Raw genomic sequence first — 16958 nt, forward strand, 5'->3', positions numbered from 1 at the left:
CACAGAAACCGCTGCAGCGCGGTATCATTGCGCCCGGCACGAACCCGCTCGCCCTTCATGAACGGGTGGCTTTTTCAAGGAGCAGGCATGACGCCCTGGCTGACAGTAATCGGCATCGGTGAAGACGGTTTCAAAGGCCTGGGCAGGAATGCCCGGCACGCGTTGTTGCGCGCCTCGAGAATCTTCGGCGGTCAGCGACACCTGGACCTGCTGCCGCCGTGCATCCGCAGCCAGCGCGAGGCCTGGCCCAGCCCGTTTTCCATCGACCCGGTGCTGGCCCTGCGCGGCGAGCCGGTGTGCGTGCTGGCCAGCGGCGATCCCATGTTTTTCGGCGTCGGTGCCAGCCTCGTTCGCCGGTTGCCCGGCGCTGAAATGCTGATCCTCCCCGCGCCCTCCTCCTGCTCGCTGGCCGCCGCCCGCATGGGCTGGCCGTTGCAGGAGGTGGTTACGCTGTCGGTCGTTGCACGCCCGATCGCGGCGCTGAACGCCCATTTGTTCAGCGGCGTTCGCCTGCTGGTGCTCAGTAACGATGGCCACAGCCCGGCGGCGATTGCCGCGCTGTTGCGCGAGCGCGGGTTCGGGCCCAGCCGCCTGACGGTGCTGGAACACCTGGGCGGTGCCGCCGAGCGGCGCATTGATGGCCTCGCGCAGACCTGGAGCGATCCTTCGATTGCCGACCTGAACCTGGTCGCCATCGAATGCATCGCCGAAACCGCTGCGCCGCGCCTGTCGCGCCTGGCCGGCCTGCCGGACTCGGCGTTCGAACACGACGGCCAGTTGACCAAACGCGATGTCCGCGCCATCACCCTCGCCCGCCTGGCTCCGGTGCCCGGTGAGCTGCTGTGGGACGTCGGCGCGGGCAGCGGCTCGATCGGCATCGAGTGGATGCGCGCTCATCCCAGCTGCCGTGCGCTGGCCATCGAGGCCGATGAGGGACGCCAGGCGCTGATCGAACATAACCGCGACACGCTGGGTGTACCCGGCCTGCAGTTGGTTCGCGGCAAGGCACCGCACGCCCTTGCCGGCCTTGAACCCCCGGATGCGATTTTCATCGGTGGCGGCGTCACTCGCGAAGGTGTGCTCGACACCTGCTGGGCGCAGCTGAAACCCGGCGGCCGGCTGGTCGCCAACGCCGTGACACTGCAAAGTGAAATGACCCTGATGGCTTGGCGCGAGCAACACGGTGGCGAGCTGACGCGCATTCACATCGCCCAGGCGCAACCGCTCGGCGGCTTCGACACCTGGCGCCAGGCCTTGCCGATAACCCTGCTGGATGTGGTCAAACCTCTCGATGCGTGACGAAACCGCCGAACAGCCCAGGCCTCTGCGCAGCGGCCTGACCACTGGCAGCTGCGCCACCGCCACCAGCCTCGCCGCAGCGCGATTGCTGCTTGGCGGCGCCGGCGCAGACGCCGTGGACATCGTTCTGCCCAAGGGCAAGCGGGTGCAGATGCGCCTGGAGTTCTGCCGCCTGCTGGATGAGGGGGCGGAGGCCGGCACCCTCAAGGATGCCGGCGATGACCCGGACGTCACCCATGGCGCGCTGCTGTTCTCCCGGGTGCGATTGCGCGCCGAACCGGGCATCCATTTCTGCGCCGGGCGAGGCGTGGGCACGGTGACCCGGCCCGGCCTGGTGTTGGCGGTCGGCGAACCGGCAATCAATCCGGTGCCGCGCAAGATGATCACCGAACACCTGATGGGGCTGGCACAGGAGCTAGATTACCCGGGCGGTTTCGAGGTCACGGTCAACGTCGAAGGCGGCGAAGCGCTGGCGCTCAAAACCATGAATCCACGGCTGGGCATTCTCGGCGGCCTGTCGATCCTGGGCACCAGTGGCATCGTCCGGCCATTCTCCTGTTCGGCGTACATCGCCTCGATCCACCAGGGAATCGACGTGGCGAAAACCAACGGTTACCGACACATCGCCGCGTGCACGGGCAACGCCAGCGAAGACACCATGCGCCGGGTGTACGGCTTGCCGGAAATTGCCCTGATCGAAATGGGCGACTTCGTGGGCGCCGTGCTCAAGCACCTGCGCAAGGTGCCGGTGGATAAACTCAGCCTGTGCGGCGGCTTCGGCAAAATCAGCAAACTGGCCGCCGGGCACATGGACCTGCACAGTCGGCATTCGAGCATCGACCTGCCGCAACTGGCCGATTGGGCAGCCTGCGTGGGCGCCGATGCGGATTTGCAGCAAGCGATCCGCGAGGCCAACACCAGCCAGCAAGCGTTGGCGATGGCCAGCGCCGCAGGCGTCGCGCTGGGTGATGCGGTGTGCCAGCACGCACTGGCGTTCGCCCGCAGTGTGGTGCCGGCACAGGTTCAGGTGGAAGTGTTTGCCATCGACCGCCAGGGCGGGATCGTTGGCCAGGCGGGAGTGGCGCAATGAAACGTATCCTGCTGCTGGGCGGTGTCACCGAAGCGCTGGCGATTGCCCGTACGCTCGGGCCGACCCACATCTACAGCCTGGCCGGTATCGGTCGGGTGCCCAATGACCTGCGCTGCCAGGTCCGCGTCGGCGGCTACGGCGGTGCCGAGGGGCTGGCGCAATTCATTCGTGACGAAAACATCGACCTGCTGCTGGACGCAACGCACCCCTACGCCGCACAGATCAGCCAGAACGCCGCCAGTGCCGCCCGGTTGAGCGGCGTCCCCTGCTGGGCACTCAGGCGTCCGGCCTGGATACCACAGGCCGGGGATGACTGGCGCGAAGTCAGCGACTGGGCCGAGCTGATCCAGGCCCTTGAACCGTTCCGGCGACCGCTGTTCACCCTCGGCCGCGAGCCCCTGCAACACCTGGACGAAATTCCGCCAGAGCAATTCTGGACGGTGCGCGCCCTGGACGTTTACCCCGGCAATTCGCGCTGCGAAGTGATCGGGGCCCGGGGGCCGTTCCTGATCGACGACGAGCGTGCGCTGTTCGAGCGTCGCCAGATCGACGTGCTGATCAGCAAAAACAGCGGCAGCACAGCCACCGAACCAAAACTGGAAGTGGCACGCGAGCGCGGGGTGCCGGTGCTGGTGTTGAAGCGGCCGGTGTTGGCGGCGGTGGATCGGGAGTTTCAGTCAGTGACTGACGTGCTGAAGGCCCTGTCGACGTCGGACTTTTCCTGACCCTGATCGGGCCTGAGACTTTACCCGCAACATTCCAGGAAAGGGCCGACTGTGCGGCCCTTCGCTCGAATCCTATATTCCCAATCCTTCGGACCTGACTTGCACAGCGCGTCGACTCGTTGAAAGGCCGCTTGCCAACCTGTATCCCAAGGAATACGATTCGCCATGTATGACTTTGAACGATCAAGAGTGTTTGCCGATTGGCTCAATGCGCTGCGCGACAACATCGGGAAAGTGCGGATCCTTGCCAGAATAAGAGCCGCCGAGTTTGGGAATTTCGGCGATTGGCGACCTGTCGGTGAGTCCGTTTATGAAATGCGGATCCATCATGGGCCAGGTTACAGACTGTACTTTACCCGCAGAGGTGCGGTGGTTTACCTGCTTCTGGCAGGGGGTGACAAGTCGACTCAACAACGCGATATCAAACGCGCCATTCAGATGGCACAAAGCATCGCTGACAAGGAATGAAACATGACCGAACAATTCAGTCGGTTCGACGCGGCCGAGTTTCTCAAAACCCCTGCGGAAATGGCCGCGTACCTGGACGCCTGCTTTGCAGAGGACGCTGGCGATGGCGTGCTTATCCGTGCAGCGCTCAACGATATAGCCAGAGCTCAGGGCATGACACAGGTTGCCCGCGACGCAGGCTTGGGACGCGAAAGCTTGTACAAAGCACTGAGCAGCACTGGCAATCCGGAATTCGCGACTATCATCAAAGTCATGAAAGCCTTGGGTATGCGTCTGCATGCCACTGCGATCTGATAGCGCTGCGACACCAAACCGCACGCCGTCTTTTTACTTATCGGCACTGATCAGGCTAAATAGCCGCGCCTGATCGCCCACTCAACCGGATTCGTCCCATGTCCCGACAACGGCTCGCAATTGCCTGGATAGCCTGCTTCGCAGTGCTGTTCAACATGCTCGCCATGCCGATGTCCGGAGCGATGGCGCAGGCGGCGAAAGCCCCCGCCGAGCAAGTGATGTGGGGCAGTTTCTGTTCGTCCGGCGGCACCCGCATGGTGGCGATCTCACTGGGTGACCTGCAGCAGAAAGCGCCACAGAACGACGATCACTCCAACATGCAGCATTGCTGGTGCTGCTCCGGCTCCGCCCCGTTGGTGGCGTTACCCGGGCATGTACCCCAGCTGTATTTCGCCCGTTTCGAAAGCCATCGAAGCCAGCCTGCCACCTCCCTGGATACCCCGACGCCGCGCCAGCAATGGCCGAGCCTCAACCCACGCGCCTCCCCTCTGGTGTGATTCCTTCTCGCAAATTGACCTGCGTCCTGAATCCATCGGAGTACTGCCATGTTGAACAAACTCATCGTCCTGGCTGCATTGCTGCTGCCTGCCTGTTTCGCCAATGCCCATGAATACAAGGTGGGCGCGCTGGAAATCGCTCACCCCTGGTCCCAGGAACTGCCGCCCAACGCGCCGACCGTCGCGGCCTACTTCGTGATTCACAACACCGGCAAAGCGGCCGATACCCTGCTCGGCGTCGATTCACCGATTGCCGGCATCGCCGAGCTGCACGAACACGTGATGCAGAACGACCTGATGAAAATGCAGCAAGTGCCCCGGGTCGAGATTCCCGCCGGCGGCACCGTCACCTTCGCGCCGATGGCGTATCACGTCATGTTGCTGGAACTGAAGGACCGCAGCCTGCTGAGCGACGGCAAGCGTTTCCCGCTGACGATGCATTTCGAGAAATCCGGTGACGTAACCGTCGAAGTCGCGGTGCAGAAAACCGCCCCCGACGGCACCCAGACCCACGTCCACAAACCCTGATCGCCAGAGCTGAAATCGCCCATGCGCCCGCTTAGCGCCAGGTCATCCGCCTCCCGTCGTCAGTCCCGGGGACTGACTCGTGGCAGCTGGATCAGCCTGTTCGCCATGTTGATGATCTTCATCGGCCCGCTGATTTCCCAGTCGATGCCGATGGATCAACGCGCCGCTGCAATGACCATGAACATGAGCATGTCGATGAACATGAGCATGTCGATGGACATGAGCATGGACATGGCGGCGATGGACCACGGCGAGCATGACGCCGCACCCGCCGCCGAGCACTGCCCACCTCAAGCGAGCCATCATGCGATCTGGGAAAAGTGCGGCTATTGCAGCCTGCTCTTCAACTGCCCGGCGCTGACCGGTGGCCAGTCTTTCGTCGCGTTCGCTACCCCCTTCACCAGCACCTTCAGCATTCCCGCCGAACGACTGGGCCACGCCCGGTCCACCTTCTTCCCCGGTGCCCGTACCCGAGCACCACCCATCGTCGCGTAAATACCCCCCAGCTATCACACGGTCCGAAGACAGCCAAAGCCCCCTGTGGGAGCGAGCCGGCTTGCGACAAGGGCGGTTCAGTCGAGATCAAGGCTGACACCGCACTGCCGCGAGCACGCCCACAGGAAACGCGCAGGTTGCCGTCCGTATCGTTTACGACTGTTCGATGGAAATTGTCATGTCCAGGTTTTCTGCTGACCCACGCTTGAGCCCTGCCCAAGCGCCTTTCGCCCTGAACGCCCCGCGCGTACGTTTCAGGCACACCACCGCCCTGCTGTGCGGGGCACTGTTGACCCCTCTGGTGGTGGCGGACGAACACGCCGACCACAGTGAAGAACTGAGCCCGACGGTGATCACTGCCATCGCCCCGAGCTCGCCACTGACCATCGTCACCAATCCCAAGGACCCGCGCCAACCGGTGCCGGCCAGCGATGGGGGCGATTACCTGAAGACCATTCCCGGCTTCGCCCTGGTCCGCAATGGCGGCACCAATGGCGACCCGGTGCTGCGCGGGATGTTTGGCTCGCGGCTGAACATCCTCACCAATGGCGGTGTGATGCTCGGCGCCTGCCCCGGCCGCATGGACGCCCCGACCTCGTACATTTCCCCGGAAACCTACGACAAGCTGACCGTAATCAAAGGCCCACAGACCGTGCTCTGGGGGCCGGGCTCGTCGGCTGGCACCATCCTGTTCGACCGTGAACCGGAAAGCTTCGGCGAACTCGGCACGCGGGTGAACGCCAGCGTACTGGCCGGTTCCAACGGCCGCTTCGACAAAACCGTGGACGCCGCCGCAGGCGGTCCCCTGGGCTACGTGCGGGTGATCGGCAACACCGCCCAGGCCGATGACTATCGCGATGGCAACCATGACGCCGTGGCGTCACGCTACGACAAGTGGAACGGCGATGTCGCCGTCGGCTGGACACCGGATGCCGACACGCTGCTGGAACTCACCGCCGGCAAGGGCGATGGCGAAGCACGTTACGCCGGACGGGGCATGGACGGCGCGCAGTTCAAACGCGAAAGCCTGGGGCTGCGTTTTGAAAAATCCAACATCGGCGAAGTGCTGGACAAGATCGAGGCACAGGTCTACTACAACTACGCTGACCACGTGATGGACAACTACACCCTGCGCACCCCCTCCGGCACCGGGATGATGGCCGGGCCGATGGCCTCCAACGTCGATCGCCGCACCCTCGGCGCACGGATCAAGGCCACCTGGCGCTGGGCCGATGTGCAATTGATCAGCGGCCTCGACGCGCAGACCAACGAGCATCGCCAACGCAGCAGCATGGGCGTCGACACCTACAAGGACCTGCCGTACAGCAAGGACGCCGACTTCCACAACTACGGCGTGTTCAGCGAACTGACCTGGTACGCCGCCGACCGCGATCGCCTGATCGGCGGCGCCCGACTCGATCGCGCATCCGCCAAGGATTTCCGCCAGACCACTGGCTCCGGGATGATGACCCGGCCCAATCCGACGGCCGACGAGACCCGCGCCGATACCCTGCCCAGCGGTTTCGTACGCTACGAACACGACCTGGCCGACAGCCCGACCACCCTGTACGCAGGCCTGGGCCATACCCAGCGCTTCCCGGACTACTGGGAGCTGTTCTCGCCCAACTCGGGCCCCGCCGGTTCGGTGAATGCCTTCGATGCGATCAAGCCGGAGAAAACCACTCAGCTCGACTTCGGCCTGCAGTACAAGACCGATGACCTCGAAGCCTGGGCCTCGGGTTATGTCGGGCAGATCCGTGACTACATCCTGTTCGACTACACGCCCGGCATGATGGGCATGACCTCGCAAGCCGAGAACATCGACGCGCGGATCATGGGTGGCGAACTCGGCGCGGCCTACAAGCTCACCTCGAACTGGAAGGCCGACGCCACCCTGGCCTATGCCTGGGGCAAGAACAGCAGCGACGGCAAGGCACTGCCGCAAATGCCGCCGCTGGATGCCCGGTTCGGCCTGACCTACAGCGAAGACAACTGGAGCGCCGGCGCCCTGTGGCGAGTGGTCGCGGCGCAAAACCGCATCGACCAGAACAAGGGCAACGTGGTCGGCAAGGACTTCACCAAGACCCCGGGCTTCGGCGTGTTTTCGCTCAATGGTGCCTACCGGATCAACAAGCACTGGAAGGTCAGCAGCGGCGTCGACAACCTGTTCGGCAAGGCGTACGCCGAGCACCTGAACCTGGCCGGCAACGCCGGTTTTGGCTACCCGGCCAATGACCCGCAGGCCATCAAGGAACCGGGGCGCACATTCTGGACGAAGGTGGATATGAGTTTCTAAAACACAACAACGAACCCTGTAGGAGCGAGCATGCTCGCGAAGAACGCCCAGACACCGCTGACATCAAGACAGCCCACGTCATCGTTCACGACCATCGCGAGCATGCTCGCTCCTACAGGTAAAACGAATAAAACAGCCTCACGCCAAGCGGAGCACAACCGATGAAACAGCCCAAAGTGAATTTCTACAACCTGGCCTGGCGCTGGCATTTCTATGCCGGTCTGTTCGTCGCGCCATTCATGGTAATGCTGGCCCTGACCGGCACCGTCTACCTGTTCAAGCCGCAACTCGATCCGTTGATGTACGGCCAACTGATGAACGTCCCGGCGGGGCATCACAGCGTGCCGGCCGATGAGTTGCTCAAGCGGGTGAAGGACGCCTATCCACAGGCCACGGTCAAACAGTACCTGCCACCGGTCAACGCCGAGCGCAGTGCGCAGTTTGTGGTGCTCAATGGCAGCACCGAGCTGAATGTGTTCGTCGACCCGCACCGCGGCGACATCCTCGGCGAGCAGGATGCCAAGAAGAACCTGCAAGCCGTGGCGCGGGCGATTCATGGTGAACTGATGATCGGCACGGTCGGTGACCGACTGATCGAAATGGCCGCCGGTTGGGGCGTGGTGCTGGTGGTCTCCGGGGTTTTCCTGTGGTGGCCCCGAGGCCAGGCGGCCGGCATCCTGTGGCCGCGCCTGAGCAGTCGCGGCCGTGTGCTGTGGCGCGACCTGCATGCCGTCACCGGTTTCTGGGGCGCCACGCTGCTGCTGGTGATGCTGCTCAGCGGCATGACCTGGACCGGCTTCTGGGGCAAGCAATACGCCGCCGTGTGGAATGTGTTTCCCGATGCCATGTGGAACGACATGCCCAAGTCGGACGTGGAGGCACGCAGCCTCAACACCGCCACCCGCCAGACCGTGCCGTGGGCCATGGAAAACACGCCGATGCCGATGTCCGGCGACCATGCCGAACACATGGCCCACGGTGCGGCGCACGATGGCCCCGCCGCGCCAACCGTCAGCTTGCAGGCGGTGCAGGAGATTGCCGAACAACGCCAGGTCGAACCGGGCTACAGCATCACCTTCCCGACCACCGCGACCGGCGTCTTCACCATCGCCGTGTTCGCCGACGACCCGCGCAACGACGCCACCCTGCACGTCGATCAATACAGCGGCAAGGTCCTGGCCGATGTGCGCTGGGAGCAATACGGCACCGTCGCCCGCGCGACTGAACTGGGCGTGATGCTGCACGAAGGCAAGATGTTCGGCACGCTGAACCAGATCATCGTCTTGCTGATCTGCTTGATGATCCTGCTCAGCGCCGTCAGCGGCGTGGTGATCTGGTGGAAGCGCCGACCACAGGGCAAGTTCGGCGTTCCACCGCTGCGACACGACCTGCCGACCTGGAAAACCGGCGTGGCGATCATGCTGGTGCTGGCCGTGGCGTTCCCGCTGGTGGGCGCTTCGCTGGTGGTGGTCTGGGTGCTGGATCGACTGCTGCTGACGCGTTTCAATCGGCAGGCGGAACCGGACTCGGCGGCGTGAACGCTGCTGCGGGGTAGCCGGCACCCCGCGTGCGCGATGAGTCCGGAGGCACACAAGGGATCAACTCGGTCGGCGGCTCATCTCCAGTAACAAACGGGTCGTGAGCGGGCCGCGTGGGTGCCAGAACCGGTCAGGTTCCAGGATCTGCAGTCGGCCCGTGAGGATCAGGGTGCCGAGCACTTGCGAGAGCCTGGAGCGCGTGACGCCGTGTGCCTCATCGGACCAGGCGTCAAGCAGCACCTGGGACTCGCTGTCTTGGTAACCGGGGCGAAAGGCGAGCAGCGCGCCGTTTCGTGGCGTCAGGTAATAACGGCCGTCGGCGACGCCATGGCCCCTGAGCAACGCGATGCAAGTCCGGATCTCATCCTGAGCGACGAAATTGCGATAGAGCGTTTCCTCAAACCGACTGCTGAACCGCTGCTCCCGGTCATCGACCTTGTAGAGCTGCTGCACGCCCATCACCTCAAAACCGGCCGGATACCGCTTGGACGCCCCGCGAGCCATTGCCCCGACAAACAGGCGGCGAAAGGCCGGCGTAGCGTCACGCAGCCCGGGGGGCACGGTCGGCCCGGCATCCTCCAGCGGTTCGGTGGCGACGACGTTCGATTGAGCGTCCCGTAGAATCGCCGCCAATCGCGCTTCGCCACGGGTGTTGCGCAGCCGCCGCCACATCCATCGCGCCGCGTCGTCCGGATGGGCACACAACGGGCCGAGCGCCAGGCGTTCATCGTCGGCGGTAACCCGGGCCTCGACCTTGCCTGGCGACCACGTGGGCCCGACACGCCCGGTCATCGCCCAGGTGGCACTGCGCACCAGCACCTCGAGCCGACCGCCGCGCGCAACCTTGCGGATGTAGTCGGCAGGGTTGCCATCGCCCTGCAACGACTGCACATAAGCCGTCAGCTTCGCATGGCTTTGCAGATCGTTGTCCCACGCCACGGCGTCGTACCTGAGCAGCGCGCCATCGGCGCAAGACAGGTACAACGGGTGAAACCGGGTCAACGTCCCCGCCGTGAACACCTGCACGGCCGACAGCGCCGCCGCGAGCACCGAAGGCGCAATGAAACTGCGAAACACCTCGGAGCGCGGCAGCTCTTCCGGCTGCCGGGCCGGCGCGCACAGGTACAGGCCCTGCACCGAGTACCCGGTGGGCAGTTGCCCCCGCAGAAACACCCGTTCATGGGGAAATTTCAGGTCGTGCGCCGCGACCGGCAGGCTGGTGACCGAATGGGCCAGGCGCGATGAGGCGAGCACCAGGCCAAAGCTCCAGCCGTCGCGTGTGCCGGCCTGCTCATGGGCATGCCGCACGGCGTCGTCGCTGTGGCAGAACGCCGGGCTCAACGCCCGATCAAGCGCGGCGAAGCGCACCGATTCGGCAGCCACAAAGCCCTGTTTCTGCGGCAGCCAGCCCCCGACCAAGCGGCCTGCCGGGCCCCACAGATGGCTGCTCTGCACCACCTGCAACGCGCCGACCTTGAGCACTTGATTGACCAGTTGGGTGGGCGTGCCCGCCCCGCTGCGAATCCGTCGTTCGATCAGGTTGCTCCAGGGGTCGTGGGGGCTGTCGGTGGAGGGCGCGAGCTGGCTTTCCAGCAGCGCCAAGTCCGCCGTCAACTGGCTACGCGATGACGCACTCAACAGATCATGGGCATCATCGTGCAAGGTGAAGCCGAGTATCGAGCCCTGCGCGCCGAGCAGGTATTCGTGAGTCCAGAGGTGGTCCGAGGCCAGTGCAGTCGCCAGCACTGTGGTGGAAAAGAAATCGCGATAGACCTCCCGTTCCTGGCCCGACACCAGGAACGGCAACTCGCTGGCCACCCGCGTGCGATAACGGGCGACGATTGTGCAGCCGGGGGCCAGCAGATCCTGTGCGACGTCCTCGTCCGGCAGGATCTGCTTCGGGTCGAAGTCTTCCGTGTCCACGTGCAACGGCTCGGTGGCGACGAACAGACCATCGCCTCGCCTGAGTACCAGGCCGCCGTAAAGCTGATCCCGATCCGCGCCCAGCAAGCGCGCCACATGTCGCACCGCGTCGACCTGGTGGGTATACGCCGGGCTCAGGGCTCGGCGGACGAATGCGGCATACGGTGTCCAGTCGGCCGTCAGCCTGGTCGGGCTCGCCTCACCCCAGCATTCACTGCCCGCCACCACGTTGATCCAGCCATGAGTAATGGCCTGGGTGACAAAGTCCCTTGCCGGCAACTGCCCGCTGCTCAGTTGCACATGCACGTCCTCGGCCACGCCCGAGGGCTGGATCCGCGCGTCGAACAATGTCGTCGAGTTCGGCGAGGTGTATTTGAGCAGCGCCCGGTCCAGGGTCGACAGGTACACCGGCAAGCCCATGGCACTGCCTTGCGGGCGCAAGCGACGGGCCATGAAAAAACCTTCGTATAAATCCCTGGACGAGATGAAGTGTCGGCCCAGCCAGCGATCAGCCGACCCTAGGTTGTCCGGCATCCACTGCCGGGCATAAAACAGGCCGCACACCTGGAATGACGCGGGGTACACAAACCCGCCGGCGCCATCGGCCTTGAACAGGCTGGCCAGGGAAAACAGGGGCTGCTCATCGCTGGCGGGCACGGTTTCGCTGACGACGTATTCATCCTTGCTCGAGTGCTTGAGGACAACGCCAAAACAGGTCTGGTCCGGACCGCAGCGCCGGACACGCCGATGGGCGTCGCGAGCCGCCGCATCCGCATCGGCGAACACTGCGCCAAAGGCGGCTTGCTCGGGCGTTTGAAAACCCCGGGGGGCGGGAAAGGCGCTCCAGTGCCGTGCGACCATGCCCCTCGCGCCCCATAACTCGCTGGCCACCACCACCCGCAAACCGCCAGCATGGGCCAACTGTTTGACGATGTCCTCGGGCTGCAGGGCGCCGCTCGCCAGATCCTCGGCCATCCGGCTGCCTTTGGCGTTTGGGGCCACCTGCGCGACCAGGTCCTTTTCAGCTGCCGAGCCACTGAGCTCATAGGCAATCAGCGCCTCTTCGGCGCAAGACAGATAGGCCACCTGCAGGTGTTGTCGGTTCTGCAGAATGGCGTGCAGGTCACCATCGGAAAACAGCTGTGCGTCGAGACTCGCCTGCTCGCGCGTCCATCCGTGGCGCTTCATGCGCTGCGGGTCGTATTGCGACAGTGCCAGGCGCGAGGCGTAGATACCGCGCAATACATGCTGTTCCGGCAGAATCGGCTTGCCGGACGCATCGGCGGGATAGACATGGCCAGGGGCAAAGCGCCCTGACTTGCCGACGACCCAGGGTTCGGTGACCACAAAGCGCCCATCCTGGCGCTCCATGACGTAGCCGCAGAATTCGTAGTCGCGCTGCTGGCCGATCTGCTCGTGGGCATGGCGCGCCGCATCGTCCGCCGTGAGAAATGCCGGGCTCAGGCGCTGCTGTGGATATCGGGCAAAAGGAAACCAGGACAGGCCCACCGCGCCTTCCACATCCCACAGCCTGCCCGCCTGAACCACCGACAAGGCACCGACCGCCGCCACCCGCCAGACAAACGCCTCGGGGCTCAGCGTGCCTTTCTCCAGTTCGCCCTGCTCACCGTTATCCGTCACCCGTCCACGGGGATCGACGGCGTACAGGCGGTTTTCCTGGGTCGACCCGGAAAACTCGTAACGCAACAGCGCACCGTCCCGGGTGCTGAGGTAGAGGGCCAACCCCGCGGTCTTGTGCACGCGGGCGATGCCGACCGTCGCGGCAAAATCCGTGGCCGAAATGAAACTCTCGTACAGCCACTTCTGCCTGGGTATCAGGCGGCTGTCCGGCAAGGACAGGTAACAGATACCTTGAATCTCATAGCCCCGAGGCAGCACCGGCCGGCCCTGATCATTCACCGCGAACGCCTGCAAGGCCGAGAACAGTGAGGTGGTGCCGGGTTCGATCTCGCTGGGTTCGCTGACCACATAGTCGTGCGTCTGCAGGTTTTTCAGAATGAACGCGACCTGCCGCGCCGCCGGTTTCATCCGCATCAGATCGTGCGCCCACTGCGCCCCCACGGCGGCCCCGGGAAACACCCAACTGAGCGCGGGGCTCACGGGAACGTCGGAAACGAACGGTTGATAGGCCACCCAGTTGCCGGGCACCTTGCCCTGCGAGCCTTTCCACACCGCGCTGGTGTTGAGCACGGCCAACTCGCCCAGCGCGACGAGTTTCTTCACCAGCGTTTCCGCCGTGGCATCAAACCCGTCGAGTTGTTCGTCCATCACGCCGGTCTTGACGGCGCCGTCGAGCAATACGCTGAAGTTGCGTTCCTGCTGGGAACCGACTCTCACGTACTTGACCAGGGATCCATCGGCACCGGAGTTGTACAGCGTGGTGATATTCTCCCGGCCAGACAGGATGACCTCCAGATGCTGGAGGTTGGGCAGGCTGGTGTGCAGCGCAATCCGTTCATTCGACCACTCGGGCTGCTGGACCTTGAGCCGCGCCCGGACATCCGAGCTGGCGTTGTACACCGCGGCATAACGATAGCCCGGAAGCTCGACTTTGCGCTTGGACACGCCCCCTGCGAACGGCAGGCTCCCATCCTTTTTCCAGCGTTTGCCGTCGACCGGTGCGGTGGCGAAGAACTTGCCGTCGTCGCGCTCCAGCACGTAGCCCAATTGATCGATGTCGCGGCGGGCACTCATCTGGTAGTGCGCATGACGAGCTGCATCGTCGGCCGTGAGAAACGCCGGGCTCAGCGATTGGCGGATACGCTCGAAGGGTTGCCAGTCCTGCCCGACCGGTCCAACCCTGTCCCAGATGTCGCCGGCCTGCAGCACCCTCAGTTGGCCGGCGGCGGCCACCTGCAACACGAACTGGAAAGGCGTCAGGCTGCCTGTCTTCAAGGCTTTCTGCAGGGTTTCCCCGTTGCCCGCCATCAACACGGCTTCAGCATCGGAGCCCGAGCAGGTGTAGCTCAGCAAGGCCTTGCTCTCGGTGCGCCGGTAGAGCGTCAGCCCCCGTTGCCGCGCTTGCAGGTAAACGTCCTTGCGCGACTGGGCGATCAGCGCTGCAAGCTCGGCGGGGGAAAAGAAGTTCTTGTACAGCCAGTCCTGTTGCACCGGGACCTGCGCCGGTTTCGTCGGGGCCACCGCATAGAAGCCCTCGAGGCGGAAACCCGAGGGCAGGCGCGGCCCGCCCGAGTCGCGACGGGGAAACGCCTCCAGCACCGAGGCAATCGACAGGCGATCTTTCCAGGGGAATGTGGCGACGTATTCCTCGGTGCCCAGCGCCTTGAGGACCGCCCCCATGAACGCGATCCCCGAGGTCGCGCTGTCGGCGTTCATGACCTTGTCGAGCACCGCGCCCGGCTGATCGAGTACCGGCGTGCAGAACGGTTGCTCGGTAGGGACCGGCGAGTTGTGCGCCGGTTCAAAAACCGCCCAATCGTCGTCGAAGACACCTCTGCGGCCGCCCCACAGCTTGTTGGGAATGACCACACTCAGCGAGCCGACCCGGCTCAATTCGTCGACGATCGCTTCCACACGTTCATAAATTCCCGACGGGCGCCCCTTGCTGATTTCTTCCCCGAGCTGCTCCTCCTCCGCCGATCCGCTGGGCACATATTTGAACAGGCAGTCCTCGCTTCCGGACAGGTAGAACGCCTTGGCAAAGGCGCGGTGACGGATCATGAACACCTTGTCGGTGTCGGTGAAAAAATTCATCGCCAGATCGCGTTGTGCATCCGAGAGGTCCGGACGCATCTTTCTCATCTGATCGGGGACCGCCGGATGAGAGTGGTAAAGACCATGGCAGCGGTACCCCGCCGGATGGATGAAATGGCCCTCCGCGTCCATCGCCAGCAGCGTGTTGAAGTCCGCGTACATGTCATCGGCCGGCGTCGGCGCTGTCGCGAAAAAACGCCCGCCCTCTCCCTGCAGGATCAGCCCCGCGTACTCCCGTTTCCGTTTATTGCCAATCGCCTCATGGGCAAAGCGCGCCGCATCGTCGGCGCTGATCATGGGCGGGCTGAGCGCCGGCAGTACGATGTTCGCAGGGGCGTTGCGCCGGGCGCGGTTGATTGAGTTGTCCATAACGTAGGTGTCCGTGAAGGTGAAAAATCCGCTTGGCGTTCCCGCACAAGCCCAGGGGAGTCGCTCAACCCATGATCGGTCTTTGCCCTCCACGCCAGCGGTACATATGTATTCACGCCAAAAAAACCAGGCAGGCACCACATGGGCGCACACCGTGCACTGCGGGGCGAATTCGGCGCCAGCGTGGTGCGTGCGCCCTGGCTCTGCCCGGCCGGCAACCGCTCAAGCACAGGCGAAACAGCCTTGGGCACAGCCCTTGCTAAAGACCCTTCAGTAGTCCGCATCTGCCACCAGAAAAACTCACAAGTTCATGGAGATCGCACAATGAAGCGTCGCAGTTTGATCAAGGCTTTCACCCTCTCGGCCAGCATCGCCGCGATGGGCATGACGTGGACGGTCCAGGCCGCCGAGACCATCAAGGTCGGGATTCTGCATTCGTTGTCCGGGACCATGGCGATCTCCGAGACCTCGCTCAAGGATATGGCGCTGATGACCATCGACGAGATCAACGCCAAGGGTGGCGTCAACGGCAAGATGCTCGAACCGGTGGTGGTCGACCCGGCCTCGAACTGGCCGCTGTTCGCGGAAAAGGGACGGCAGCTGCTGACCCAGGACAAGGTCGCGGTGGTGTTCGGTTGCTGGACCTCGGTGTCGCGCAAGTCTGTATTGCCGGTGTTCGAAGAGCTCAACGGCCTGCTGTTCTACCCGGTGCAATATGAAGGCGAAGAGCTTTCGCCCAACGTGTTCTACACCGGCGCCGCGCCGAACCAGCAAGCGATCCCGGCGGTTGAATACCTGATGAGCGAAGAAGGCGGCGGCGCCAAGCGCTACTTCCTGCTCGGCACCGACTACGTCTACCCGCGCACCACCAACAAGATCCTGCGTTCGTTCCTGCACTCCAAGGGCGTGGCCGACAAGGACATCGAAGAGGTCTACACCCCGTTCGGCCACAGCGACTATCAAACCATCGTCGCCAACATCAAGAAGTTCTCGGCGGGCGGCAAGACAGCGGTCATCTCCACCGTCAATGGCGACTCCAACGTGCCGTTCTACAAGGAGCTGACCAACCAGGGCCTGAAAGCCACCGACGTGCCGGTCGTGGCGTTCTCGGTCGGCGAAGAAGAACTGCGCGGCATCGACACCAAGCCGCTGGTGGGCAACCTGGCGGCGTGGAACTACTTCGAGTCGGTGGAGAACCCGGTGAACAAGAAGTTCGTCGATGACTGGAAGGCCTACGCGAAGAAACACAACCTGCCGGGTGCCGACAAGGCGGTGACCAACGACCCGATGGAGGCCACCTACGTCGGCATCCACATGTGGGCGCAGGCCGCTGAAAAAGCCAAGTCCACCGACGTCGACAAAGTCCGCGAAGCGCTGGCCGGCCAGACCTTCGCCGCGCCGTCCGGCTACACCCTGACCATGGACAAGACCAACCACCACCTGCACAAGCCGGTGATGATCGGCGAGATTCAGGCCGACGGTCAGTTCAACGTGGTCTGGCAGACCGAAGGCCCTATCCGCGCCCAACCGTGGAGCCCGTTCATTCCGGGTAACGACAAGAAGCCGGAGTATGCGGTGAAGAGCAACTGAGTCGACGTCGGATCTGATCCGTTTCTCAGATCCGGCAACATTCCCTGTGGGAGCGGGCTTGCTCGCGAAGGCGGTGTAACAGACACCATCGATGGCGACTGGTCCACCGCC

Annotated in this window: 12 protein-coding genes; 11 read left to right on the forward strand and 1 reads right to left on the reverse strand. The window is 63.9% G+C overall.

All coding sequences use genetic code 11. The features are described from left to right. The first annotated feature begins 87 nt into the window (after positions 1-87). The 10 genes from cbiE to QIW53_RS24940 all read left to right on the forward strand — a co-directional run bounded on the left by cbiE (position 88) and on the right by QIW53_RS24940 (position 9230). Positions 88-1299 carry a precorrin-6y C5,15-methyltransferase (decarboxylating) subunit CbiE gene (cbiE, locus tag QIW53_RS24895; protein WP_371052208.1) on the forward strand — a complete coding sequence of 404 codons (1212 nt, stop codon included), beginning with the start codon at positions 88-90 and terminating at the stop codon, positions 1297-1299. Then, positions 1292-2389, forward strand: coding sequence for a cobalt-precorrin-5B (C(1))-methyltransferase (locus QIW53_RS24900; protein ID WP_371052209.1), 1098 nt, complete (start codon positions 1292-1294; stop codon positions 2387-2389). The genes cbiE and QIW53_RS24900 overlap by 8 nt, the downstream gene beginning before the upstream one ends. After that, positions 2386-3114 carry a cobalt-precorrin-6A reductase gene (locus QIW53_RS24905; protein ID WP_371052210.1) on the forward strand — a complete coding sequence of 243 codons (729 nt, stop codon included), beginning with the start codon at positions 2386-2388 and terminating at the stop codon, positions 3112-3114. Before QIW53_RS24900 ends, QIW53_RS24905 begins: the two co-directional genes overlap by 4 nt. Positions 3115-3279: 165 nt before the next feature. After that, entirely contained in the window at positions 3280-3582 is a 303-nt protein-coding gene (locus QIW53_RS24910; RefSeq protein WP_371052211.1) for a type II toxin-antitoxin system RelE/ParE family toxin, read from the forward strand. A 3-nt stretch (positions 3583-3585) separates the two neighbouring features. Continuing rightward, entirely contained in the window at positions 3586-3876 is a 291-nt protein-coding gene (locus tag QIW53_RS24915) for an addiction module antidote protein (RefSeq protein WP_192307778.1), read from the forward strand. 98 nt (positions 3877-3974) lie between these two features. Then, the gene (locus QIW53_RS24920) at positions 3975-4373 is read left to right on the forward strand and encodes a DUF2946 domain-containing protein (RefSeq protein ID WP_371052212.1); all 399 of its coding nucleotides are present in this window, start codon (positions 3975-3977) and stop codon (positions 4371-4373) included. 48 nt (positions 4374-4421) lie between these two features. After that, on the forward strand, positions 4422-4901 hold the full coding sequence (locus QIW53_RS24925; RefSeq protein WP_371052213.1) for a copper chaperone PCu(A)C: 480 nt from the start codon (positions 4422-4424) through the stop codon (positions 4899-4901). 21 nt (positions 4902-4922) lie between these two features. Continuing rightward, positions 4923-5396, forward strand: coding sequence for a DUF2946 domain-containing protein (locus QIW53_RS24930; RefSeq protein ID WP_371052215.1), 474 nt, complete (start codon positions 4923-4925; stop codon positions 5394-5396). A gap of 178 nt (positions 5397-5574) precedes the next feature. After that, positions 5575-7692 carry a TonB-dependent copper receptor gene (locus QIW53_RS24935; RefSeq protein WP_371052216.1) on the forward strand — a complete coding sequence of 706 codons (2118 nt, stop codon included), beginning with the start codon at positions 5575-5577 and terminating at the stop codon, positions 7690-7692. Between the two features lie 161 nt (positions 7693-7853). Beyond that, the gene (locus tag QIW53_RS24940; RefSeq protein WP_371052217.1) at positions 7854-9230 is read left to right on the forward strand and encodes a PepSY-associated TM helix domain-containing protein; all 1377 of its coding nucleotides are present in this window, start codon (positions 7854-7856) and stop codon (positions 9228-9230) included. 60 nt (positions 9231-9290) lie between these two features. Here QIW53_RS24940 and QIW53_RS24945 read toward each other — a convergent pair whose 3' ends face one another. Next, a complete protein-coding gene (locus QIW53_RS24945; protein WP_371052218.1) occupies positions 9291-15257 on the reverse strand; it encodes a hypothetical protein in 5967 nt (1988 codons plus the stop codon). Positions 15258-15581: 324 nt separating this feature from the next. Between QIW53_RS24945 and urtA the strand changes: the two genes are divergently transcribed. Next, positions 15582-16847, forward strand: a complete 1266-nt coding sequence (gene urtA, locus QIW53_RS24950; RefSeq protein WP_371052220.1) for an urea ABC transporter substrate-binding protein — start codon at positions 15582-15584, stop codon at positions 16845-16847. Positions 16848-16958 lie beyond the last annotated feature (111 nt).

The organism is Pseudomonas fluorescens, from assembly GCF_041354075.1.
Lineage (GTDB): Bacteria > Pseudomonadota > Gammaproteobacteria > Pseudomonadales > Pseudomonadaceae > Aquipseudomonas > Aquipseudomonas fluorescens_CE.